The organism is Dysgonomonas sp. GY75, from assembly GCF_015234155.1.
GTDB classification, from domain to species: domain Bacteria; phylum Bacteroidota; class Bacteroidia; order Bacteroidales; family Dysgonomonadaceae; genus Dysgonomonas; species Dysgonomonas gadei.
Genome location: NZ_JADCLQ010000012.1, coordinates 738,924 through 762,313 on the forward strand (window position 1 = coordinate 738,924; position 23,390 = coordinate 762,313).

At 40.2% G+C, this 23,390-nt stretch carries 20 protein-coding genes and 1 tRNA gene; 14 read left to right on the forward strand and 7 right to left on the reverse strand.

The annotated features are described in order from the left end of the window. The 3 genes from IR083_RS08640 to IR083_RS08650 are packed head-to-tail and all read right to left on the reverse strand — an operon-like array spanning position 1 to position 4,144. Positions 1–2,997 (reverse strand): tetratricopeptide repeat protein, encoded by a 2,997-nt coding sequence (locus IR083_RS08640; protein WP_194223975.1) that lies wholly within the window; start codon positions 2,995–2,997, stop codon positions 1–3. Further along, complete coding sequence (locus tag IR083_RS08645) at positions 2,994–3,515, reverse strand: NUDIX hydrolase (protein WP_194223976.1); 522 nt, start codon at positions 3,513–3,515, stop codon at positions 2,994–2,996. The genes IR083_RS08640 and IR083_RS08645 overlap by 4 nt, the downstream gene beginning before the upstream one ends. A 44-nt stretch (positions 3,516–3,559) precedes the next feature. Next, positions 3,560–4,144 carry a DUF3109 family protein gene (locus tag IR083_RS08650; protein ID WP_006798818.1) on the reverse strand — a complete coding sequence of 195 codons (585 nt, stop codon included), beginning with the start codon at positions 4,142–4,144 and terminating at the stop codon, positions 3,560–3,562. Positions 4,145–4,479: 335 nt separating this feature from the next. On the opposite strand from IR083_RS08650, the gene IR083_RS08655 reads away from it, so the two are divergent. Next, positions 4,480–4,551 (forward strand) — tRNA-Arg (locus IR083_RS08655). Positions 4,552–5,021: 470 nt separating this feature from the next. Here the strand turns inward: IR083_RS08655 and IR083_RS08660 are convergent. After that, positions 5,022–5,198: a hypothetical protein gene (locus tag IR083_RS08660; protein ID WP_006798820.1), complete on the reverse strand. Its 177-nt coding sequence runs from the start codon at positions 5,196–5,198 to the stop codon at positions 5,022–5,024. Positions 5,199–5,464: 266 nt separating this feature from the next. Here IR083_RS08660 and IR083_RS08665 point away from each other — a divergent pair, with 266 nt between their 5' ends. From IR083_RS08665 to IR083_RS08685, 5 genes are all read left to right on the forward strand, one after another. Next, positions 5,465–6,073 (forward strand): porin family protein, encoded by a 609-nt coding sequence (locus IR083_RS08665; RefSeq protein ID WP_006798821.1) that lies wholly within the window; start codon positions 5,465–5,467, stop codon positions 6,071–6,073. A gap of 3 nt (positions 6,074–6,076) precedes the next feature. Next, positions 6,077–8,518, forward strand: coding sequence for a primosomal protein N' (priA, locus tag IR083_RS08670; RefSeq protein ID WP_194223977.1), 2,442 nt, complete (start codon positions 6,077–6,079; stop codon positions 8,516–8,518). Between the two features lie 789 nt (positions 8,519–9,307). Beyond that, on the forward strand, positions 9,308–11,683 hold the full coding sequence (locus IR083_RS08675; RefSeq protein ID WP_006798823.1) for a transglycosylase domain-containing protein: 2,376 nt from the start codon (positions 9,308–9,310) through the stop codon (positions 11,681–11,683). 55 nt (positions 11,684–11,738) lie between these two features. After that, positions 11,739–12,344, forward strand: coding sequence for a GYF domain-containing protein (locus tag IR083_RS08680; RefSeq protein ID WP_006798824.1), 606 nt, complete (start codon positions 11,739–11,741; stop codon positions 12,342–12,344). Between the two features lie 12 nt (positions 12,345–12,356). Beyond that, complete coding sequence (locus IR083_RS08685; protein ID WP_194223978.1) at positions 12,357–12,761, forward strand: DUF2752 domain-containing protein; 405 nt, start codon at positions 12,357–12,359, stop codon at positions 12,759–12,761. Between the two features lie 2 nt (positions 12,762–12,763). On the opposite strand, the gene IR083_RS08690 is transcribed toward IR083_RS08685, so the two are convergent. The 3 genes from IR083_RS08690 to IR083_RS08700 all read right to left on the reverse strand — a co-directional run bounded on the left by IR083_RS08690 (position 12,764) and on the right by IR083_RS08700 (position 14,962). After that, positions 12,764–13,684 carry a TraB/GumN family protein gene (locus tag IR083_RS08690; protein WP_194223979.1) on the reverse strand — a complete coding sequence of 307 codons (921 nt, stop codon included), beginning with the start codon at positions 13,682–13,684 and terminating at the stop codon, positions 12,764–12,766. Between the two features lie 208 nt (positions 13,685–13,892). Further along, entirely contained in the window at positions 13,893–14,468 is a 576-nt protein-coding gene (locus tag IR083_RS08695; protein ID WP_006798827.1) for a hypothetical protein, read from the reverse strand. Positions 14,469–14,479: 11 nt separating this feature from the next. Continuing rightward, positions 14,480–14,962 carry an RNA polymerase sigma factor gene (locus IR083_RS08700; RefSeq protein ID WP_006798828.1) on the reverse strand — a complete coding sequence of 161 codons (483 nt, stop codon included), beginning with the start codon at positions 14,960–14,962 and terminating at the stop codon, positions 14,480–14,482. A 421-nt stretch (positions 14,963–15,383) separates the two neighbouring features. Here IR083_RS08700 and def (IR083_RS08705) point away from each other — a divergent pair, with 421 nt between their 5' ends. From def (IR083_RS08705) to IR083_RS08740, 8 genes are all read left to right on the forward strand, one after another. Next, positions 15,384–15,953: a peptide deformylase gene (gene def, locus IR083_RS08705; RefSeq protein ID WP_194223980.1), complete on the forward strand. Its 570-nt coding sequence runs from the start codon at positions 15,384–15,386 to the stop codon at positions 15,951–15,953. 215 nt (positions 15,954–16,168) lie between these two features. Next, positions 16,169–17,188: a branched-chain amino acid aminotransferase gene (locus IR083_RS08710; RefSeq protein ID WP_006798831.1), complete on the forward strand. Its 1,020-nt coding sequence runs from the start codon at positions 16,169–16,171 to the stop codon at positions 17,186–17,188. A gap of 18 nt (positions 17,189–17,206) precedes the next feature. Beyond that, positions 17,207–18,001: an LPS export ABC transporter ATP-binding protein gene (gene lptB / locus IR083_RS08715; protein WP_006798832.1), complete on the forward strand. Its 795-nt coding sequence runs from the start codon at positions 17,207–17,209 to the stop codon at positions 17,999–18,001. Between the two features lie 195 nt (positions 18,002–18,196). After that, a complete protein-coding gene (gene ruvX, locus IR083_RS08720; RefSeq protein ID WP_006798834.1) occupies positions 18,197–18,622 on the forward strand; it encodes a Holliday junction resolvase RuvX in 426 nt (141 codons plus the stop codon). Positions 18,623–18,635: 13 nt separating this feature from the next. Beyond that, complete coding sequence (gene def, locus IR083_RS08725; protein ID WP_006798835.1) at positions 18,636–19,199, forward strand: peptide deformylase; 564 nt, start codon at positions 18,636–18,638, stop codon at positions 19,197–19,199. Positions 19,200–19,218: 19 nt separating this feature from the next. Then, positions 19,219–20,031, forward strand: a complete 813-nt coding sequence (locus tag IR083_RS08730) for a polysaccharide biosynthesis/export family protein (protein ID WP_006798836.1) — start codon at positions 19,219–19,221, stop codon at positions 20,029–20,031. A gap of 1 nt (position 20,032) precedes the next feature. Continuing rightward, a complete protein-coding gene (locus tag IR083_RS08735; protein WP_194223981.1) occupies positions 20,033–20,779 on the forward strand; it encodes a polysaccharide biosynthesis/export family protein in 747 nt (248 codons plus the stop codon). Between the two features lie 120 nt (positions 20,780–20,899). Continuing rightward, a complete protein-coding gene (locus tag IR083_RS08740; RefSeq protein ID WP_194223982.1) occupies positions 20,900–23,305 on the forward strand; it encodes an exopolysaccharide transport family protein in 2,406 nt (801 codons plus the stop codon). Positions 23,306–23,390: the final 85 nt, after the last annotated feature.

Here is a 23,390-nt window from a genome sequence, read left to right on the forward strand (position 1 = left end):
TTACTTCAAAGCTGCCAGACGTGATGAAATCATTTCTGTCAAATCAGTCTCCTGTCCCTTATAGTTTGCCTGCAAACTTTCGAGATACTGACGAGCCTGAAATTTATCGCCTTTAGCCGCATATACATCCGACAATACCACAATAGCACGGGCCATCCAGTATTCGTGCGGGGTACCCTCTTTCATAAAAGACTGTATCTGCTTTTCTGCTTTGTCGTACGATTTGGCCTGATAGTATATATCAGCCAACAGATATTGGGATTCTGCTCCAAATGCGCTACGGGTATCTTTTGCCACTTCCTGTAAATCCGCAATAGCCTTTTCGGACTGCCCCAGATTCTTCAACGACTGACCTCTGTAGAAGCGGGCTTCGTTAGCTACATTTCCGGACGCTTTATTCTGTAACAACTTATCGGCAGCAGCGACAACATCCTTGTCCTTCTTCATCAGGTAAGCGCAACGCAACATACCCAGTTGGGCAACATCCTTATTTTCACTCTTCGAGGCTACCATGTTCAGGTGTTCGTATGCGCCATATGCCGCTTCGTAATTTTTTCTGTCAAACTCGATCCCCGAAGCATATATCAATGCGTCATCAATGTATTTCGGATTATTACTGTTTATCACTTCCTTGAAGTTACCCAATGCCGAAGTAAAGTCTTTGGCTTCGAATGCCATACTTCCCAGATAGAAGTGGGCATCACTCGCAAACACACCATTCGGATACGTTTGCAGGTATCTGTTCAATGCAGTTTTAGATTCGTCTTTACGACCTTTCATATATACGTTTTCCGCGGCAAGATAGGTTAGCGAATCCTGACGGCTTGCAGATAAGATAGTACCTTTACCCAGAGAGTTTACATAAGATGCGTAAGAACCGATATCGTTTATATCTTTATATACCCCTTCCATACTCTGTATGGCTGTACGGGCCTCCTCCGAGTTAGGATAATTATTTACAACTTCCTTATATGCAGCTATCGACTTCTGAGGGTTATTTGTATTGAAATACAATTGTCCCAATTGCACTCCTGCTTTTTGTGCCAGATTTGATTTAGGATATTCTTTCAGCAGCTTTTCAAGGACGGAGATTGCTTCCGGCTCTTTATTCAGCATCACCAATGCACGGCTTTTTTCAAATAATGCATTGTCATAATATTGAGAATTAGGATATTTTGTCATCATATTATTCAGAGCAGAAACTTTTCCGTTATAGTTCCGTTGCAAACCAAGCACAAATGCTTTCTGGAATTCGGAATAATCCGCATTTGCAGGATTTACATTTACTGCCTGCGAATAATAGCTTTCGGCATCAGAGAAATTACGGTTATATAAGTAGCAGTCTCCTATACGGTTCAATGCATCCGGATAGTTTGGTGACTGGCGATTGGTTTCCGCAGATATATATTTCTTGAAATTAGTCAGTGCCTTGCTGTAATTCTTTTGCTGAAAATCAGTATATGCCAGATTATATAAAGCGAGCGGATAGTTCTGTTGTTTGGTGGATGCCTGTGCAATATAAGAAGAATAATCGCGGGCGGCAGCAGGATAGTCACCTTTACGATAAGCCAGATCGCCACGCCAGAAGTAAGCTTCGTTCCGTGCTTCGGCATTATAATTACCCATATTGATGGCAGCGTTCAGGTCACGCTCGGAAGCATCATATTGTCCGTCGATAGATTCCTGCACACCTAATTGGAAAAGGATCAATTGTTTTGCGTCCAGAATCTGCCTGCCCGGAGTTTGTATACTATTGATTGCAGAAAGCGCTGTATTGTAATTCTTTGTAGACAGCAACGTGCTTGCCAGTGCTTCATTCACCTCATCTGTATATTTCGATGACGGATATTCTGTAAGAAAGCGTTGAGAAGCTGTTATAGCCTGCCCGAAAGCAGAGCCGCCGCCACGATTCATCAACATTACATAATTATATAAGGCTTCTTCACTTATTGTTTTATCAAACCGGGTACGTGCAGCAGCATCGAACGCCATAATAGCATTCGGCGTATCATTTACTTTCAGGTACGATTGTCCTAAGAGCATATAACCTGCTTGTCCGAGTAAGTCATCCGTCGAAGCCACATCCCGTTTCAATGCATTTATGGCATTGCCATGAGCACTTGTCTGATAGTAGGCTTCTGCCAGTTGATACATATCATCCCGGAAGGTAGAAGTCGCACTTTCCAGATATTTCTCATAACTAACAATCGAGTTCCGGGCATCTCCCTGACGGTAATAACTGTTTCCCAACAGACGGTACACCTCTGCCGTATTCGTACTACCCGGGTAAGTCGCAATATAATCGCGTCCTTCGGCAATGGTTTCACTCAGATTACCTTGCAAATATGAAGTCTGCACCAAAAAGAAGGTAGCGCTTTCTTTATATTCTCCCTTGTTTTTCAACTTACGGAAAATCGGGATAGCCTGCTCGTATTCTCCATCCTGAAAATTAGCGTATGCCAGATAATAGGAAGCAGGTTCGGCATATTTACTACTATTGCGGGTAAGTAATCCGAACAGGCGTTTTGCCTCATTCCTGTTACCGGCCTGTAAGTTGGCATAGGCAGTTCTATAGCTATAGTCTTCCTGTTCTTTTACATCCAGATAATCCATGTCTGCCTGCGAAAGCCAGTACAATGCTTTTTGCCATTCCTTTCCGGCAAAATGAGTAGATCCTATGAAAAAACATATTTGGTTGCGATGATATGTAGACGGGTATTTTTCAAGATAATCTTTCAACATTGTCCCATCCCCGGCCTTTCCCTGATAATACATGGAACTGACGATCATATACTCGGCCTCAGGCAGAAGTTCGGCATCTTTCGATTGCTTCATGAACTCCTCCAATGAATTAATACAACCTACATAATTATTATCCAGAAACATCTCCTTACCCTGAGTAAAGAGCCTGCCGGGCAACTCCGTATATACGGATTTCTGTGCATAAGCAAATTGCATACTTAATGCAAGACCTAAAGCTACTAGTAGTTTTTTCATATATTCATTTTTTGTATTTCCTTTATTACTTCCTTTACTGATAACAATCCGAATAATTCGGGGTCCAGTTCTGATATCTTTATAAATTCGAGTCTAGCTACATCGTCCTCGGCTTTCAGATTCTCCGTATTCTTCACAAAGCATCTATATACAAGATCCAATGTTTGCACCTCGAAACCTGAATACACATATTTATTGGGTATGGAAAACAGGTAACTTACAGTGTCCACATCGAGCCCCGTTTCTTCCTTCACTTCACGGGCCACAGCCTCTTCGCCGGTTTCCTCCATATCCACAAAACCACCCGGCAGATCCAACGTGCCTTTAACCGGTTCATGCGCCCGTGTAGCGACGAGTAATTCTTTATCATCATTTATTATAATGGCAATAGTAGACGAACAAGAGTTGAAATAATAGATAAAACCGCAATCTTCGCATCGCTTCGACTTGAAGTTATTTTCTACAAAACGGATTGAACCGCATTTCGGGCAATATTTAAATTGTGAAAGGGGATGCATTGTTTTAATTAAGAATTAAGAATGAATAATTAAGAATTACACCATCACATTTTGTTAACTGACTTTTCATATTCTTCTGCAACCAAAGTAAGTTCATTGTACCAGTCTTCACCGAACCGCCGGATAAGAGGCTCTTTCAGAAACTGGTAGATCTTCAGACCTTCTTTATTCCCAAGCAGGACAGCAGCCTTACATACCCGCCAGCGATGATAATTCACCGCCGTAAAATCCCTGTATTTATCTAAACGGATAGGGTATAGATGGCAGGAGATGGGTTTGTAAAAGTCTACCCGTCCTTCGCGATGGGCTTTTTCTATGGCACATTTACAAATTCCTTTCTCGTCATAATAAGTAAACACACAGTCCTTCCCATTGACGATGGAAGTTACCATATCGCCATCAGTATCTTTATATGCTACACCTTGTTTTTTGATTACTTCCTGAGCTGCGGGAGACAAATCATTCCAAACCTGGGGCAACAGGTCTTCAATTATCTTTACTTCTTCATCTTCGAGGGGAGCACCAGAGTCTCCTTCCACGCAACATTCTCCCTTACATACCGATAAGTCGCATAAAAAATTCTCTTCTATTATATCCGATGCGACTATCGTATCATTTATTTGAAACATTTATCTTTTATTTTTTAGGTCACAGACCTATTTACTATTCCGTTAAGTTTATAAATAGCTAGTAAGTAGATTGAGACAACGCTTTAATCAACTTTGTTTCTACTTATGTATTTCGCTGTCGATATTATTTGATATTTGGGTATAAAGATACGTTTTTGTATCCAATTGCCATATATTCACACCTGTTAATAAAGCTTTATAGTTAAATCCATCTTCAATTAGTACGGTTTCACATAATACGTTTTCATTTTAAGAACGTGAAATTATAGATTCTATTTGCCATATGTCGGAAAATCTCTTATTTTTGCATCTGATTTGCAAATAGCAAATATGTTGGCGCAGTAGTTCAATGGATAGAATAGAAGTTTCCTAAACTTTAGATTCGGGTTCGATTCCCGGCTGTGCTACAAATAAAGCCAAAAGATCGACTGATTATCAAACAGATATTCGGTCGATTTTATTTTAGTAATAAAGAGAGATAAACATTTAATCTATCCTCTATTTTATTATTTAGTTTTTAGCTTCACGCATTGATAAGGCCTAACTTATATACAAAACCAAACCGAATTACCTTCAAGGACAGAGCAAACTCTATGAAATGAGTTTTTTTTCGCCATTCCATACAACCAAGTTCGGTGAAGCAATTGAGTAGGAGTGAACCTATTTTGATTCATTTTTACCCGTCCATTTTCCGATATAGAAAATAATGAATCCGATCGCCGATATTACGGCTATTGCGCCAACAATATATAAAAGTATAGCAGAAACAACCTTTACGCCTATAATCAACAAAGTAAGAAACAACAATATTGATATAACACCAACTGATATAAAAAAATATTTTAATACATCCATGATATTTAATTATTCTATTAAGTTATTCTTTTTTTTCCGGGTTATTTTCGTCTTTATCTACATCTTCTCTAAAAGCATGAAGATGCTCTGACTCAGCTTTCTTCTTATCACTGCTCAGTCCGTCGATTTTCTTCATCGGTGCTCCTAACCTTTTATCCAAATAGGAGTCATTGTTTGAGTTTTCATCATGATTGGACATAATAGAGTTTTTTTAGGGTTAGCAATATATTCTATATAAAGTTAGAACAACACAAAAAATAAAATTGTTTTCACAAATGCTTTAGAGTAATTTTCAACTTATTCCAAAATAACATATCACGAGATATAAATTAATTCAATATCCATATCATTCGCAAATAAGGAGGAAATCAAAATCTCTTTCTTTTTCCTATATTTGCGCCACAATAAAACTATATATATTCCGATTTGTTATAGTATATAGTATAATTAAAAATGAAATTCATTATGAAAACTAAGTATTTTTTGCCTTTAGGCCTGTTATTACTCTTATTTATAACTAGCATCAATCCATCTTCTGCCCAAATAATCAGATATGGACTAAAAGGGGGAATCGATGTTGCAGATCATAAAGTAAACTCTAGCATACTGAACGTAAAAAACCGTGTCGGATTTCAAGTCGGCGGAACACTTGAACTAAACGTACCACTAACAGGTTTTGGCGTAGAAACAGGATTAGCCTACGGAAACAAAGGTTATAATGTAGAAAACAATGAAAAACAAGGAGATATATCAAACCTTAGTTATCTGACTGTGCCTATCAGTCTGAAGAAAAGATTCTCTATTTTCGGCATTGCCGGTATATATTTCTCAGCCGGTGTATACGGTAATCTGAAAGTAGGCGGCGGCGAACTGAAATTTGACAATCAGACATACGACCAAAAAGGATTCCAGACAGGGTTTATTGCAGGTGCAGGTGTTAGCTTATTAAGCCACCTCGATCTGGGAATGAACTACCGTTATAAGTTCACCGATACCTACGATCAGGAAGCTGCTAAAGATTTCAAAAAGGTAGATAGACAAACCTGGACAGTCAGTCTTGCATACTTATTCTAACGAATGACATTATACGCCGACGTAATATTACCGCTTCCTTTACAGGGACTATACACATACATTATTCCGCCGGAACTGGCCGATACGGTCTACGAAGGCAGCAGGGTAATTGTACAGTTCGGAAAGAAGAAATTTTACACGGCGATAGTTTTCCGCACATACGAATCGGTAGAAAAACAAACACCGATCAAAGATATAGTCTCCACTTTGGAGGACTACCCTATAGTAACCCCCTTCCAGTTGAAATTCTGGGAGTGGGTTTCCTTTTATTATATGTGTTCGCTGGGTGATGTGTACCGTGCAGCCCTACCATCAGCCCTGAAACTGGAAAGTGAGACTCATGTCTTCCTCAATCCCGACTTTGAAGCGGCAGAACCTTTTACTCCAAATGAGCAGAAGGTATTCTATTTGTTGTCGCCTGAAAAAGCGTCTACAATCGCAGAAGTAGAAAAGCGTGCAGGATTGACAAACGCCATCTCCGCCATCAAATCTCTGGTGGATAAAGGGGCGGCATATATAAATGAAGATATCCAAAATACCTATTCCGCAAAAACTCTTTCTGCAGTAAGGCTTCCATATTCATATACCGATAACGAACTCAATGATATACTCAATGAGTTGGGAAGAGCAAAAAAACAACAGCATTTATTGACTGCTTTTCTCCATCTGAACGAAAACAGCCAGATTATCCCCAAAAAGCAGCTATTGGAAGATGCCGACGCATCACCCGCCGTATTATCCGAGTTGGTAAAGAAGAAGATACTGGAAGTGTATGACATTGAGATCAGCCGCTTCGATTACGGAGAGACCAATATCGAATCCGCCTACGAACTCAATAACTATCAGAAACAGGCATACGAGGAAATTATAAAATCATTCGAAGAACAAGACACTACCTTGCTTTATGGAGTAACCTCCAGCGGTAAGACCGAAATATATATCCGGCTTATCAGAGATGCTATAAGCAAAGGCAAACAGGTATTATACCTGTTACCCGAAATAGCGCTGACAACGCAGATCACCAACCGCTTGAAAACGGTATTTGGCAATAAGCTCGCCGTCTATCATTCCCGGTTTAACGACAACGAACGGGCCGAAACATGGAACAAGTTACTAAAAGACAGAGAAACGCAGGTCATACTGGGTGCACGCTCTGCCATTTTCCTGCCGTTCACCAATCTTGGACTTATCATCGTAGATGAAGAACACGAAGGCTCATACAAGCAGCAAGACCCAGCTCCACGCTACCATGCCCGCAATGCCGCCATTGTATTGGCAAATATGTATAACGCCAAAGTATTGCTCGGCACCGCCACACCTTCCATAGAGACGTATCACAATGCCCTTTCGGGAAGATATGGCTTGGTAAAACTAACCAAAAGGCATGAGGACATAGAACTCCCTCAGATAGCTGTTGTCAACACCAAGGAGCTGAGACGCAAGAAGCAGATGAAATCGGTTCTATCCCCTCCCCTGATAGACAAAGTAAAGGAAGCCTTGGAAAAGAAAGAGCAGGTTATACTGTTCCAAAACAGGCGCGGTTTCGCTTCTTTGCTTGAATGTAAAAACTGTTCATGGACACCGCGTTGCTCCCATTGCGATGTAAGCCTTACTTACCACAAGGGGCAGCGAATGCTTGTCTGTCACTATTGCGGGTCTACATACCGGGTACCGGATGTTTGCGAGGAATGTAAAACGCCGACACTTGAATTTCTGGGTTATGGCACGGAACGTATCGAAGAGGAAGTGAACTCTCTTTTCCCGGAAGCGGCTGTCGCACGTATGGATCTGGATACGACACGGGGAAAAAAATCTTACGAACATATTATTTCCCGATTCGAAGATAACAGGACAAATATACTGATCGGTACACAGATGGTATCGAAAGGGCTGGATTTCGGCAATGTGTCTATTGTTGGGATACTGAATGCTGACAACTTGCTGAATTATCCGGACTTCCGTGCTTATGAAAAAGCATATCAACTCATTACTCAGGTCAGTGGACGCGCAGGGCGTAAGAATAAGCAAGGGCTTGTCATGCTGCAAACGGCGCATCCCTCCCATCCCATTATCAACTTTGTAAAGCACAACGACTACGAATCGTTCTATCAGACACAGACAGAAGAACGCAAGCTGTTTCGCTACCCCCCTTTTTTCAGGCTTATATCTATCGTTGTAAGGGGACGGGACGAAAAACTCACAGAGAATGCTGCCTCCCAATTTGCCCATGCGTTAAGGCAATCGTTCGGCGGACGGATACTCGGCCCCGGCAAACCACCGGTATCCCGCATTCAGTCCTTATATATCCGGAATATTCTGCTGAAGATAGAAAACAACGCGTCTATACAGAAAGTAAGGGAAACAATCCTCTTTCACCAATCGGCTGTATTCGCAAATACAGAGTTTAAAGCCATTCTCCTGCACTACGATGTAGATCCGGTGTAATAGAGAACAGTTAGCTAGCCATTGATACCTCCCTCTCTTCAATAATACTTTTCCGACCTGCGGATAATAATCGACTTGCCGGCTTTGTTTTTTTGTAATAAGGGCAAACGCTCGAAACATGTGTTTTTATGCTGAAAGTTTATCTATATGGATAGCTGGTAGCCTTTAGCTGTTAGCTTGTTCTTTGAAGTATTGATAACCCCCTCAATCCCCTAGGGACTTACCGAGAGAGTAAAAAGTAACAGGTAGAAATAGTGTAACCTTTGTTACCTTTTTGAAAACTGTAGAGGCAATCCCTTGTGGTTGCCCGGTATTGCGGTTAGCGGGTACCCACAAGGGGCACCCCTACGAAAGATAGCAAAAGGTGTTACATGTGTTACCTTTTGAGAAAACTGTAGGGGCGAATTGCAAATCGACGGAGTCAAATATCTTCCGCCCGTTGATCATTGCGGGCGAAAAATGTTTCGCCCCTACAAAAACCATAAAAAAACTGTTACGGTTGTTACCTTTTTAGCAGGTAATGGGCTTTAGGTAGTAAGTCATTAGTCTCCTAATTGATAAAAGCTAATTGGCTCTGCTGACCGTTGGTTCTTAATTTTTCATTCTTAATTACTAATTGTTTTCCGTGTTACCTTTGTTACCTTTTTTCTCCTTGGCCTCTCTACGCGAGACTACTGTTTGCTACTAACTGTTTACTAATTACTATATTTAACCATTTAAGGATTTTTATCTCCAATATTAAAAACGTTTTACTTAAATTTGCAAACTGATTAGACCTAGACTCACTATATGGATAAGAAAGCGAAATCGAAGAAAAAGAAGTTTCTTGGCAAATACACACCTCAACAAATAGTAAAAAAACTATGGGTAGCTTTCGGCTGCGTCATTGCGCTGATTATCATTCTATTCACCTGTATTGCCACAGGCATCGTCGGCTATATGCCTGATGTGGAAGAACTAGAGAACCCCATAGACAAATATGCTTCCCAGATATATTCTTCCGACGCCGTATTACTGGGGACATATTCACAAGCTAAAAACAATCGCATCTACTCAAACTATAGTGACCTGTCGCCATATTTGGTGCAAGCTCTTATTGCCACTGAAGACGCGCGATTCTATTCACATTCGGGAGTCGATGCCTATGCATTGACCCGTGCAGTAGTAAAGACAGTTATACTTCAGCAATCGAGCGGAGGTGGCGGTAGCACCATCACGCAACAGTTGGCAAAACAACTATACTCTCCTCCGGCAGAAAACTGGATGGTACGTGTATTTCTACGCAAACCTATCGAATGGGTAATTGCAGCAAAGCTCGAACGCTATTACACAAAAGACGAGATCATAAATCTTTATCTCAATCAGTTCGACTTTCTAAATAATGCCGTGGGTATCCAATCGGCAGCTCAGGTATATTTCAACAAGACGCCGAAAGACCTGAAAATAGAAGAGGCAGCCACCCTTATCGGCATGTGTAAAAATCCGTCTTACTTCAATCCGAAAAGGCAACCCGAGCGTACAAAAGGCCGAAGGGATGTCGTACTGGATCAGATGCGCAAAAACGATTACATAACAGAACAGCAATACGATTCACTCAAACAGATACCACTAAAACTGGATTTCAGACGGGTAGACCATAAAGATGGATTAGCTCCTTATTTCAGGGAATATCTGCGTCTGACGCTAAATGCTAAAAAACCCGACAGGTCCAATTATGCCTCATGGCAACAGGAACAGTTTGCGATAGATTCACTTAGCTGGGAAACAAACCCACTGTATGGCTGGTGCAGCAAAAACAAAAAGCCGGATGGCAGTACTTACAATCTGGCAACTGACGGACTTAAGATATATGCTACTATAGACTCCCGCATGCAGCAATACGCAGAGGAAGCAATGACCGAACATATGAGCAAAGAACTGCAACCGGATTTCGATAAAGAAAAGAAAGGACGTTCTTATGCTCCATACTCATACTCTGTATCTAAGCAAGTAGATTCGTTACTATATAGAGCGATGAAGCAAACCGACCGCTACCGGAATATGAAGAAGGCAGGGGCTTCGGAGAAAGAGATATTAGCTGAATTTAAGAAGCCGGTAGATATGAAAGTCTTCTCGTGGAGGGGAGAAATAGATACTATCATGACTCCGTGGGATTCGGTCCGTTATCATAAAGGATTTATGCGAGCCGGATTTATGGCTATGGATACACATACCGGCTATGTAAAAGCATATGTAGGCGGCATCGACTACCGTTTCTTCCAATATGATATGGTAAATATGGGACGCCGTCAGGTCGGTTCCACTATAAAACCATATCTGTATGCATTATCCATGCAAGAAGGCGTAACCCCTTGCGACCAAATGCAATATGAACAGCAAGTGCTAATCGACGAAATGGGACGCCAACATCCGCCAAGAGGAATAAGAACAGCCAAGATAGGCGAAATGGTAACTATAAAATGGGGGTTGCAAAACTCCGACAATATGGTAACTGCATACCTGATGAACAGGACTTCTCCTTATGCATTTGCACGCTTCCTGCGTTCATTCGGGCTTACCGGACATATCGATCCCGTACCTGCTATGTGCCTGGGAACACCGGAAGTTACTGTTGCCGAAATGGTGGCGGCTTATTCAGCCTTTGCGAACAAAGGAGTAAGAGCTAATCCTGTTTATGTCACACATATAGAAGACCGTTCTGGTAATGTAGTGGCAAACTTCACAGCCAAACTCGACGAAGTGTTCAGTGAGGGCACCTATGTAAAAATGCTGGATATGCTTCGTGGTGTAATCGACGGAGGAACAGGAGGTCGCGTAAGACGCAACTATGGTATTACCGCCCCATTGGGTGGCAAAACCGGAACAACGCAGAACAATTCCGACGGTTGGTTTATGGGCTTCAGTCCTAAGCTTTCAGCCGGATGCTGGGTCGGCGGCGAAGACCGTTCCATACATTTCGACCGTACAAGCGACGGACAGGGTGCTGCAATGGCGCTTCCTATATTCGGCTTGTTTATGAAGAAGGTCTATGCTAATCCTAAACTGGGCTACAAACAAACGGATCAGTTCGCTCCTGCCCCTGGATACGGTGTATGCGACAAAGGAACTGATGAAGATATTCCGGATGCAGCACCAACTGTAGGCATTGACAAAATATTCAAATAGGCACAGGCAAACTCAAACTTATTACTTACTACTCAATACCAGCGATATAGTTATTATGGTAAAATATTATTATATAGATGATATCTCGAAACAACAGTGCGGGCCGTTTCCCTCGAATGATTTACCTTCAAAAAGAATCCGCCCCGAAACACTGGTTTGGCGTTCGGGAATGCCCGACTGGATAAATGCGGGAAGTGTACCCGAATTGTCTTTCCTATTCGATACTAAGATACCTCTTCCCGAAGAAAGGAAACCGGAAGCTGCAGCTATAAAAACAAGTCCCGCAGAAACTGTAGCCGCTGAGCCAAAGCCTCAATCGCAACCCCTTGCCTCCCCTCAACCTGCAAACAACTACCAACAAACAAATTATAGGCAGGACAACAATACCCGGAGATGGGACGACATACTCCCCATGCCTAAGAACTGGTTAGTGGAATCAATACTATTATCTATATTCTGTTGCTCACCGATCAGTGTTGTCGGTATATTTTATGCGGCCAAAGTGGAATCCCTCTATTATGCCAAAGAATATGATCGTGCGACACAGGCTGCCGAAAATGCAAAAAAATGGGCTTTGGCCGGAATCTTATTTTTGCCTGCCTGCTATGTGCTGCTTGTAATATTCGGAGCAATAGTAGGATCAGTATTTTCCTGGCTGTAATACTCTGTACATATGGATAGAAAAACACTACCCGCAGGAAAATATACATATATCCGGCGGTTGCTGGGGATAGTGATATTATTGATTGCCGGAGGCATTCTTTACTATCTGTTCAGTCCCGAGGAATCATCCCTTTTTCCTCAATGCCCGTTTCATGCGGTTACCGGGTTAGACTGTCCGGGATGCGGCTCACAACGGGCTGCGCACCATTTGCTTCACTTGCAAATCAAAGAAGCATTCAATTCCAACCCCTTACTGATCTTAGCAATTCCCTATATTCTGATATGCATATATCTGGAATATTTCGGAGGAAAAGAAAGATATCCCCACATCAGACAATCACTTTATCGCCGGAAGGCGATATATGCAGTACTACTTGTCATTATCCTGTTTTGGATAGGACGCAATCTCATTTGACATTATTTCACAGGCTCTACCGTATAACCTTTTGTCGCCAACTGGTTCAGTATACCCTCTTCACCGGCAAGATGTAAGGCTCCTACAGCAATCAGATTCGATTTTTCTTTCATTATTGCAGGCAGTTTCTCCACCCACTTATTATTCCGGTCTTTATTTATGGCATTTTGCATAGTTTGTGAAATTTCACATGGTTCATCCGGATTATTGAAAGCCAGATTATACATACCTGTTAAATCGCCGTTTTTATAATAAGCATTCAATTTATCCAATTGCTCCTTAGCTGAATGACTATTCTTTATACTACAAACCAGAGACTCCGCCTGATCTTTTAGCGGTTCGGCTTCAAATAAAGCATAAATCTGATCATCCACTGACTCCAAACCTAAAACTGATTTACCATTCTCTCTTGCTATCCGTTGCACATAAGAGTCGATAGCTTCATGTGCCATCGGATTAAACTCAGGATAAAGTTTCGTATAAAGCGTGATGGTATATATCATCGAGATCATACCCGGATTGAATTGCCCGAATTGATCCAGGCCTGCTCCTATTAAAGATTTCAGCCCCTCATCCAGAGTTTGAATATCTTCTGCCGAAAGTAGCTTTGAATAAGATTCCCCGGCCGGCATCATTGCTGCAGCCTGCACTTTTTGCTGCATCGCTGCCTCATCCGACAGCAATAACTCACCTGCTGTTTGCTGTGTTTTTGCCATCGCATCCCTCAAGCCCGGAATGTTATCAACAAAACTCACATGGGCAAGGTGATGTGTGCCGAGAATATAAGACGGTTCGCTAAGCCCGTTACCCGACACTTTCCACAAGAGAGCCCCTGTATATTTATCTCCGGCCTGTGCCGAGGCCGTGAAGGATACTGAAATAATCAGTATAATTGCAAGAATGGCTGAAGTAATAGTTCTCATCCGTAATATATTTATGATTAATTAAGCCGAAGGCCTATTTGGTTTATAATCAGACTATAGCCTATAAAAAGCAACAAAGGTAACATCCATTTCAGCTTTTAGCTGATAGCCGTTAGCTTTTTGGAAACCTTCATACCATGTTATCTGCCATATATAGATAAAACAATATAGAAAGGTTGCAAATATCTTTTCTGACGGTTTGTATACCCTATTTATTATCTTTCTCAAACTCCTGTACTTCCCTTATAGAAAGGTCCATCTTCTTTATATTATTCCAATAAACTATTTTATATATCGTTATAGCCAAGACCAGCCCTATTGATACTGAAATAATCAGTACAGTAAGATGTTTGTAAAAATAATCCGTATCATCAAGTAATTCGAAATAGCCAAACAGAATAAAGAAAAATATTATCCAAACCAAACCGGCTACAAATTCTTTTAGTATGGCTTTCCTATACCAATAGAAATGGCCGGAAATTTCCGTAATGCTCATTTCCGACAAACTAATCCGTCTCAACTTTTTGAACTTATAAACCTGCCACATCAGGAAGATGACCACACTAAATAAATAAAACACAATAACAGGTGTGTGGCGAAGCGAAAGCGCAAATATCATAGGAATACATAAAACAAGCAGTATTATACCTATTTTTTCATATCTGATAAGGCTATTGAATGCGCTCCGGCCTTCATTAGAAATCATTTTTTGTATTTTTTCATTATCTATGGAAGGCTTTATCTCCGTCTCCTGCCATGTTTTCTTTATATTATCCAAATCCATAATGATTCGTTTTATTCGTTCGACATATCTCTCAGCTTGTCTTTGATGCGGCTTATTTTTGTAGCCACATTGGTAACTGTCAGCCCTGTTATCTCGGCAATTTCTTTATAAGATTTATCATCAAGATAAAGTAAGACTAATGCCCGTTCTATTTTTCCCAGACGATTTATAAGTTTATACAACTCCTGTATTTCCTCATTATTATCCACCACATCGGGTATATCCATTGATATATCCACATAACTGATATTCTTTTTACTCCTCCGGTAAAAAGAAACACATGTATTCAGGGCAATCCGGTATATCCATGTAGAATATTTACTGTCGCCCCTGAAAGAGGGGAAGGCTTTCCATAAGTTTAATACCACTTCCTGGTATAAGTCTCCCAACGGATGCTCTGTATCGGTATAAAAAGAGGTGACTTTGTAAATGATACCTTCATTCTGGCGTATCATTTCCAAAAACTGCACGTCTACATTTACCGTTTGTTTCATCTATCAGTAATTCATTTCTATATATGTCGTCATATAGTCCGTATTATCACAAAATAATATATATTTTTCTTATTTCAGTCTATATTTCAATATGTATTGTATGTTTTTTACAATTGCTTATTTTTCAAGAGAGATATACGCCACTGGTAATCAGCAAATATCTTATTAGAAAGTAACAAAGGTTACAACGTTTACAATGTTTTCATCTTGCTGCATCTTCCCTATATAATACACTTGCTATCTGCATTATATAGATAATTTTTTACAAAAAAGGTAACACATGCTTTTTCAAGCCTGATCTATATTATTAACTGACATTTTATTATCTTTGTATCAAATCTCAACAAATAATGCAGTGAAAAAAATTATATACATGCTTCTTATAAGCATTGCCCTTTCTGCGTGTAACTCAATAAAAAATATGACGACTAAAGAAAAAACATTAACTAACAGCCATGGTATCGGCACCCCATTCAGAGTACTCCGGACGGACAACATTGATGATTCTCTTTTTTTGAGAAAAAAAAGTATTGATATAAATATAAAAAATATTGCATCCGACAAAGACTGGCAGCATTTTATACAACGATTAAAACTCACTTTGGCTGTCGAATCAGGTGTGGGAATTGCCGCCCCTCAAGTCGGAGCAGGCAGGAATTTATTTTTATTTACACGAATAGACCGCTCGGATAAAGCTATCCAGGTAGCTATTAATCCGCGCATCGTAAATCACTCCGACGAAACCATCTGTTTTGAAGGTGACGGATGCCTTTCCGTTCCCGATTTGTCGGGAAGCACCAAACGTTATGCATGGATAGATGTAGAATATTACAACGAAAAAGGAGAACTGATAAAAGAAAGATTGTCGGGACAGTCGCGAGGCAGTGATTTCACCGGAATTATCTTTCAGCATGAATTCGACCACCTGCAAGGTATCTTATTTATTGACAGGCTATTCGACGGCACCGTTAGTCTTCAGAGAAGCAAATAGCAGGAAATATCCGGATACATATCCCAAACTACTTACAGCCCATCCAGGAAAATACATAACCGACAGTTGCAGGCTTAATGAATGATATAAAATACTTTCTTTCATTAAAAGCCAAACTTAATGAGTAATTTTTAATCCTTATATCACCGAAAATTGTATTTTTGTGAGAATAAACAATCCTATCAATTATTATTGATGCTAAAACTTTTACTGATATGAATGCTATAGACTGGTCAAATTTGTCTTTCGGATATATGAAGACAGACTACAATGTAAGAAGTTATTACAAAGATGGGAAATGGAGTACACCTGCCGAGACAACATCCGAATCCATTGACATTCATATGGCCGCAACCTGCCTCCATTACGGACAAGAAGCATTTGAAGGATTAAAAGCATTCAGGGGTAAAGATGGAAAAATCCGCATATTCAGAATGCGCGACAATGCTTTACGCATGCAATCTTCGTGTCATGGTATTATGATGGCCGAACTCCCTGTAGAAGTATTCGAAGAAACTGTTCTGAAAGCTGTAAAACTAAACGAACGCTTCATACCTCCATATGGTAGCGGAGCTTCGTTATATATACGCCCGTTACTACTGGGTATGGGTGCACAAGTAGGTGTAAAACCAGCTAGCGAATACCTGTTCCTTGTATTCGTAACACCCGTAGGGCCTTACTTCAAGGAAGGATTCAAACCTACTCCTGTAGCCATTCTTCGCGGATTTGACCGTGCTGCTCCGCTGGGTACAGGTACAATAAAAATAGGGGGAAACTACGCAGCCAGCCTTGTGGCCGGAAACAAAGCTCACGAAATGGGTTATTCTGCCGTATTATATCTGGACGCAAAAGAAAAGAAATATCTGGACGAATGTGGTCCTGCCAATTTCTTCGGTATTAAAAATAATACATACATCACCCCTCTTTCTTCATCCATATTGCCATCCATCACCAATAAAAGCCTGATGCAACTGGCAGAAGACATGGGGATGAAAGTGGAGCGCAGACAAGTAACCGAAGAAGAACTGGCGACATTCGAAGAAGCCGGACAGGTGGGTACCGCTGCCGTTATAAGCCCTATACTAAGGGTGGACGACATAGACGAAAACAAATCATATGTAATATCCAAAGATGGGAATGCAGGCCCTGTGAGCACAAAATTATATAACAAACTGAGAGGAATTCAACTCGGTGATGAACCCGACACTCACGGTTGGGTTACCGTATTAGACTAAGCATCTCTACAAGCAGGCATGGAGGAAAAAATAGAAGAAATTACTGTACCGGAGGAGAAGCACATGGTGCTGCGTACCGAAAATCTGGTTAAACGATACAAATCGAGAACAGTTGTCAATCACGTTTCTATAGACGTGAAACAAGGTGAGATCGTAGGTTTGCTCGGCCCTAACGGGGCGGGCAAGACCACTACTTTCTACATGACTGTAGGACTTGTAATGCCAAATGAGGGTAAAATCTTCCTCAACGAACAGGAGATCACAAAATTCCCCGTATACAAGCGTGCACAGAACGGAATCGGATACCTGGCCCAGGAAGCATCCATCTTCCGGAAAATGACTGTGGAAGATAATATACGATCTATTCTGGAAATGACCAAAACTTCAGCCGCTTATCAGAAGGAGAAGCTGGAAAGCCTCATTGAAGAATTCGGATTACAAAAAGTAAGGAAAAACTTGGGGGACAGGCTCTCCGGGGGCGAACGCCGACGTTCTGAAATAGCCCGCTGTCTGGCTATAGACCCTAAATTTATAATGCTCGATGAGCCTTTCGCAGGAGTAGACCCCATTGCCGTGCAGGATATACAGGAAATTGTAGCCAAGCTCAAATATAAGAACATCGGAATACTTATTACCGACCATAATGTGGATGAAACACTCAGTATTACCGACCGGGCATACCTGCTATTCGAAGGAAAGGTTTTGTTTCAGGGAACAGCCGAACAGCTTGCTAACAATGAGATAGTAAGAGAAAAATACCTCGGACGCGACTTCGAACTGAAACGCCGTAACTTTGAACATCTGAGAGAGTAATATATCAACACTCCGGAAACTATTATTACAAATTAACTTTACAGACACAACTGATAGAAAGACAGGATATCGCCCCGATATACAGCCAATCCTATTCTTATTCTTGTTATAAAAAACAAAATAGAATAGATTCATACTATTTACTTAATTAGATTAGAGATAAATAAAGATTTTTATCTACCTTTGTTTTTTAATATGGGAAGATTTTTGGCTTTAGATTATGGGACAAAGCGAACAGGCATAGCGGTTTCCGATACGCTTAAAATTATTGCTAACGGCTTGACTACTGTTCCTACTCATACTCTGTTCGATTATCTTAAGACCTATTTGGAAAGAGAAGATGTAGAGTGCATCATAGTAGGCCTGCCAAAGCAAATGAATAACGAATATTCCGAGAACATGAAGCATATTCGCCCGTTTGTGAAAAAGTTGCAAAATCTTTATCCGGATATCCCTGTTGAAATGTACGACGAACGCTTTACATCAGCCTTAGCTCAAAAAACAATGATTGATGCGGGTCTAAGAAAGAAAGACAGGCAAAACAAAGCTCTTGTAGACGAAATCAGTGCGGTCATTATACTGCAAAGCTATATGGAGAGCCTGCGATTACAAAACAAATGAACAATAAAAAAATATGATACTACCCATATATCTGTATGGTCATTCGGTGCTAAGAAAAAAAAGCAGAGAGATCTCATCCGATTACCCCAATCTGAAAGAACTTATCGAAAATATGTTCGAAACCATGTACAATGCTGATGGTATCGGATTAGCCGCTCCCCAGATAGGGCTGGACATACGCCTCTTTGTTATCGATTTAGAGCCTTTAGCCGAAGATAATCCAATCTACTCAGGATTCAAGAAAGTATTTATCAATCCGGTTATTATTGAAGAAACAGGTGAGGTAGTAAAAATGGAAGAGGGTTGCCTAAGTATTCCGGGTATCAATGAGGGTGTAGACAGGAATGAAAAAATCCGGATACAATATCTCGACGAAAATTTTGTTTCTCACGATGAAGTATACGATGCTTTTTTTGCACGTTGCATACAGCATGAATACGATCATATAGAGGGAATATTGTTTATAGACAAGATATCAGGCATACGTAAACAACTAATAAAGAGTAAACTGAACAATTTAATAAAAGGGCGGACAAATTGTCATTACAAAGTAAAACCTTCGGATAATAAAAATTGAGAAACCGGATATATAATTTATGAAAAGCCTAACAAAAGTACTTTTAATACTGTTTTGTATTATCTCCAGTCTCAGTTCTTGTGTAACCAACAAGCAAACAGACCTGCTGCAAGATATAAAACTGAATTATCCTCAGTTGATGGTCAAAGCAGAAGAATACAAAGTCATCCCCGGAGATCAGTTAAGCATCATTGTATATGCATGGGATCGTGAAACCGCAAATATGTTTGCCGGTTATAGCCCCCAATATACATTCAGAGGCATGAACGAATCGACAGGTGTTAGTGTAGGCTCCGAAATCAGAAGTCTGGAAAACACATGGAACATAAGACCTACAACTGTTTATGCAGATGGTACTATCAACTTTCCTTATGTTGGAAAAATATATGTCCAGGGACTTACCCTCCTACAAATAAAAACTGCTATCAGTCAGAAACTGAATACCTTCTCGGAAGGAACTATGGCTGATGTTACACTAGCTAACAGGTATTTCAGTGTACTGGGAGAAGCCGGAGCAAACAGAATAACGATGACCAGTACTTCCATGACAATATATCAGGCTCTATCCATAGCGACTAATATAGGGCCTTACGGTGACCGTTCTAAAGTGACTATTATCAGACAGAACGCGAGTGGGTCACTCACCAAAACATTCGACCTGAGAAGCAAAGATATTATCGACACTGAATTTTATTATATACAGCCAAACGATGTTATATATGTACCTCAAACTAAAGGAAAATTCCTGGGGGCAACCACATCATTTACAGGAGTTTTCGGCATGATAACATCACTAGCCGGAGTTATAATATTAATACTCAGAATTTTTTAATATGAAATACACGTTATATTTTCTGTTATTCTGCATATCCATCTCAGGTATTTTCTCCTCTTGTATATCGAGCGAAGAGATAAACTATCTTCAGGCTATTGACAAACAGTACCCCCTTCAAGAATTTAAGGAATACAAACTGGATGTCGGAGATATGATATCATGTGCTATTTCATCCAGTGACCAGGAACTGGTAAGCACTTTCAATACGGTAATTACCAACAACCAGAATGTATTGAAAACATATACGATCTACGAAGACAGCACTGTTATACTTCCGTTTTTCGGTACAGCCAAAGTTGCCGGACATACCGTACAAGAAGCCGAAATCATTATACAAAACCTGATGCAACAATCAGTAAAAGATGTACAGGTAAAAGTAACTATGGCCAATAATTTTTTCTATATTTATGCCAACGATAAAAGAGGGTCTTATCAGGTATATAAAGATAATATGACTATTTATCAGGCATTGGCTATATCACAACAGACCACCGGCCTGATGGATCTTACCAGGGTGAGTATAGTGCGAAAAGGACCCGATGGAAACACACAGGTAAAAACATTCGACCTGAGGAGCCAGGATGTAATTCAGTCCGAATATTATTATATTAAGCCAAATGATGTTATTTATTTTCCTACAAATAAAAACTCATTCTTCAATATAAGTTCGATGAGTTCTTTTATTACAACAATGTCAGTTCCGTTACAGTTCTTATTATACTCAATCATATACCGGGGATTTTAGATAAAAGAGCGAGAAGACACAGATGTAGAGAGATAAAAGATAATAAGCATTCAGTTAGTGATGATGGTTAATTGAAGAACAAACACCCAAACATAAGCGTTATAGAAACAGATAGTTATCATGGATAATAACAATAAAAAAGTAATAGAGTCCGATCCCTATTTCGAGGAAGTAAAGACAAAGACAAACATCTCATTCGATTTTGTCCTTTGGTTTTACCGTATATTGAAATACTGGTATCTTTTTATTATATCGGTCGCCCTATTTCTTGGCTATGCATATATAAAAAATAAATCATGGGTACCTGTATTCTATGTTCAGGCCTTGATGATTTTGGAAGACAGGAACACTGCCAGTGTTGTTGCAGGTTCTGTTCCAACAGGGACATTATTGCGTAATACAGAAAATCAACAAATTGTATTAAAATCCTATGGACTAACCGAAAGGACTGTAAAAAGTTTACCGGCTAAAATGCGTATTGAATATTATATACAGACACGTTTCAAATATATCAGCCTTTATACAGACACACCTATCGAAATAGAAATGATCGATATTAAGCCTGAAGCATATAATTACTCATACGAAATAGCATATATCGACCAGGAAAAATGCGAAATCAGCTATAAAGAGAATCCTGAATCAGAAACTAAAATATCTTTAATAGCCCCATTTGGACAAGAAATAGACTATAAGCTATTCAAAATAAAACTGCATAAGACCCCTAATTTCAGAAAAGATGTCAAAGGTGCTTTTAAACCGGATATTTCAACATTCAATTTCAGATTCCTGTCGGAAGGCCAACTCATAGGAATGTATAGTGGACGTATAAATTCTGCCCTCCAAAATAATTCATCTATCCTATCCATATCAATGTCAGGAACAAATCCGGCAAAGGATATAGACTATCTGAATATATTGCTTAAGGAATTTGAGAATTACAACCTTGGGCTAAAAAATGAACAGGCAGAACTTACCATAAAATTCCTGAGCAAACAGTTGAAATTGATCAACGACTCTCTGGATATTTCACGCTTCAAACTTGAAAAATTCCAGAAAGAAACAGGAGTATATGATATTTCATCCCAATCATTGAGAATAGCTCTCGACAGTGCAGACAGGGAAAAAGACGCTCTGGCTTTAAGAGAAAAATCCGTATTGCTCCTGACCGAGAAGATGAAGGAGAAAATACTCGGAACCGACGATTTGATGGATCCGGCCAGTATGAACATCCGGAATCCGAAACTAAGCGAATTCGTAAAGACATATAATGAACTATTACAAAAGGCACGGAATCTGGGTGCTAAGAATCCATTATATAACAAAACCATAGATGAACTGAATGACCTTAGGGTAAAAATTTTACAGGAAATACAAGTTTCCCAGATCAATCTTCAGAATCAGAAAGATGCTCTGGTACGAAAGTATGAAGTGCTTCAGTTGAAGATTGACAACCTTCCGCCTCAGGAACGCGATCTGGTGAAATTCCAGCGGGAGTTCCGGGTAAATGAGATGTACCACCAGTATCTTACTCAAAGACAATACGAAGCCGAAATACAAAAGGCTTCAAACACGCCGGACAACTTTATCTGGGAAGCGCCACGCCAAATGGGTGGTGCTGTAAATGGAGGAGAAATAGGTAAGAACTACACATATTATTTTATCATAGGCCTCATCTTGCCATTATGCTTCGTAGTACTGAAAGAAGAAATTTTGAATTTCTCGATCACGACGAAAGAAGAATGTGAAAAAATTTCAGGCTTCCCTGTTATCGGTACAATAGAAAATGTTTCCAAGAAACTTAATAACGGAGTAGTCCTGGTCAAGAACTATCCGAAATCGAGCTTTGCCGAATCGTTCCGTAATATGCGTGTCCGGATAGAATATATGGCACAGCGGGAAAATAAAATAACAGTACTGGTTACCTCTACTGAGCCTGCTGACGGTAAGACATTCATAGCTACGAACATTGCGTCTGTATACCAACTGATGGGTAAGAAAGTTATCATCGTAGACTTGGACCTCCGCCGCCCTTCAGTTGCAAAAACGCTGCAAATAGATTCGCAGAAAGGCATATCGAACTACCTGATAGGACAGGTTACGCTGGATGAAATCACATATTCTCATCCCGACTATGGATTCGATATCATTCCTGCCGGAACATTGCCTCCAAACCCAAGTGAACTAATAAAAACGGCTAAAACAAAGCAAGTACTGGAACACCTGAAGGAAATGTACGATTATGTCATCATCGACTGTAGCCCTGTAGGATTGGTTTCGGATGCATACATTCTATCCGAAATAGCAGACACGACATTGTTTGTGGTACGCCGTGCCAAAACAAATAAATCATTCTTCAAGAGCGTTATCACCCAGTTGAGATATGACGGTGTGGAAGACATAGCGCTTGTCTTCAATGATGTTAAAGGACGTGAAGGTTATTACGGTACATCCCGTTACTATGGAGACAGAACATATTATCTTAAGAAGAATTCATACTATCACGACGACTATTTCGAAAACTAAAAAATATATTAAAAAGAGAGGCTCCGACAGCCTCTCTTCTTTTTTGTTAACGTATTATTCATATATTTGCTGCTCAATGATTAAT

Bases quoted from the DNA above. Each gene is read 5' to 3' on its own strand.
- IR083_RS08640 (WP_194223975.1), bottom strand. From the start codon at position 2,997: ATGAAAAAACTACTAGTAGCTTTAGGTCTTGCATTAAGTATGCAATTT.
- IR083_RS08645 (WP_194223976.1), bottom strand. From the start codon at position 3,515: ATGCATCCCCTTTCACAATTTAAATATTGCCCGAAATGCGGTTCAATC.
- IR083_RS08650 (WP_006798818.1), bottom strand. From the start codon at position 4,144: ATGTTTCAAATAAATGATACGATAGTCGCATCGGATATAATAGAAGAG.
- IR083_RS08660 (WP_006798820.1), bottom strand. From the start codon at position 5,198: ATGTCCAATCATGATGAAAACTCAAACAATGACTCCTATTTGGATAAA.
- IR083_RS08665 (WP_006798821.1), top strand. From the start codon at position 5,465: ATGAAAACTAAGTATTTTTTGCCTTTAGGCCTGTTATTACTCTTATTT.
- priA (WP_194223977.1), top strand. From the start codon at position 6,077: ATGACATTATACGCCGACGTAATATTACCGCTTCCTTTACAGGGACTA.
- IR083_RS08675 (WP_006798823.1), top strand. From the start codon at position 9,308: ATGGATAAGAAAGCGAAATCGAAGAAAAAGAAGTTTCTTGGCAAATAC.
- IR083_RS08680 (WP_006798824.1), top strand. From the start codon at position 11,739: ATGGTAAAATATTATTATATAGATGATATCTCGAAACAACAGTGCGGG.
- IR083_RS08685 (WP_194223978.1), top strand. From the start codon at position 12,357: ATGGATAGAAAAACACTACCCGCAGGAAAATATACATATATCCGGCGG.
- IR083_RS08690 (WP_194223979.1), bottom strand. From the start codon at position 13,684: ATGAGAACTATTACTTCAGCCATTCTTGCAATTATACTGATTATTTCA.
- IR083_RS08695 (WP_006798827.1), bottom strand. From the start codon at position 14,468: ATGGATTTGGATAATATAAAGAAAACATGGCAGGAGACGGAGATAAAG.
- IR083_RS08700 (WP_006798828.1), bottom strand. From the start codon at position 14,962: ATGAAACAAACGGTAAATGTAGACGTGCAGTTTTTGGAAATGATACGC.
- def (WP_194223980.1), top strand. From the start codon at position 15,384: ATGACGACTAAAGAAAAAACATTAACTAACAGCCATGGTATCGGCACC.
- IR083_RS08710 (WP_006798831.1), top strand. From the start codon at position 16,169: ATGAATGCTATAGACTGGTCAAATTTGTCTTTCGGATATATGAAGACA.
- lptB (WP_006798832.1), top strand. From the start codon at position 17,207: ATGGAGGAAAAAATAGAAGAAATTACTGTACCGGAGGAGAAGCACATG.
- ruvX (WP_006798834.1), top strand. From the start codon at position 18,197: ATGGGAAGATTTTTGGCTTTAGATTATGGGACAAAGCGAACAGGCATA.
- def (WP_006798835.1), top strand. From the start codon at position 18,636: ATGATACTACCCATATATCTGTATGGTCATTCGGTGCTAAGAAAAAAA.
- IR083_RS08730 (WP_006798836.1), top strand. From the start codon at position 19,219: ATGAAAAGCCTAACAAAAGTACTTTTAATACTGTTTTGTATTATCTCC.
- IR083_RS08735 (WP_194223981.1), top strand. From the start codon at position 20,033: ATGAAATACACGTTATATTTTCTGTTATTCTGCATATCCATCTCAGGT.
- IR083_RS08740 (WP_194223982.1), top strand. From the start codon at position 20,900: ATGGATAATAACAATAAAAAAGTAATAGAGTCCGATCCCTATTTCGAG.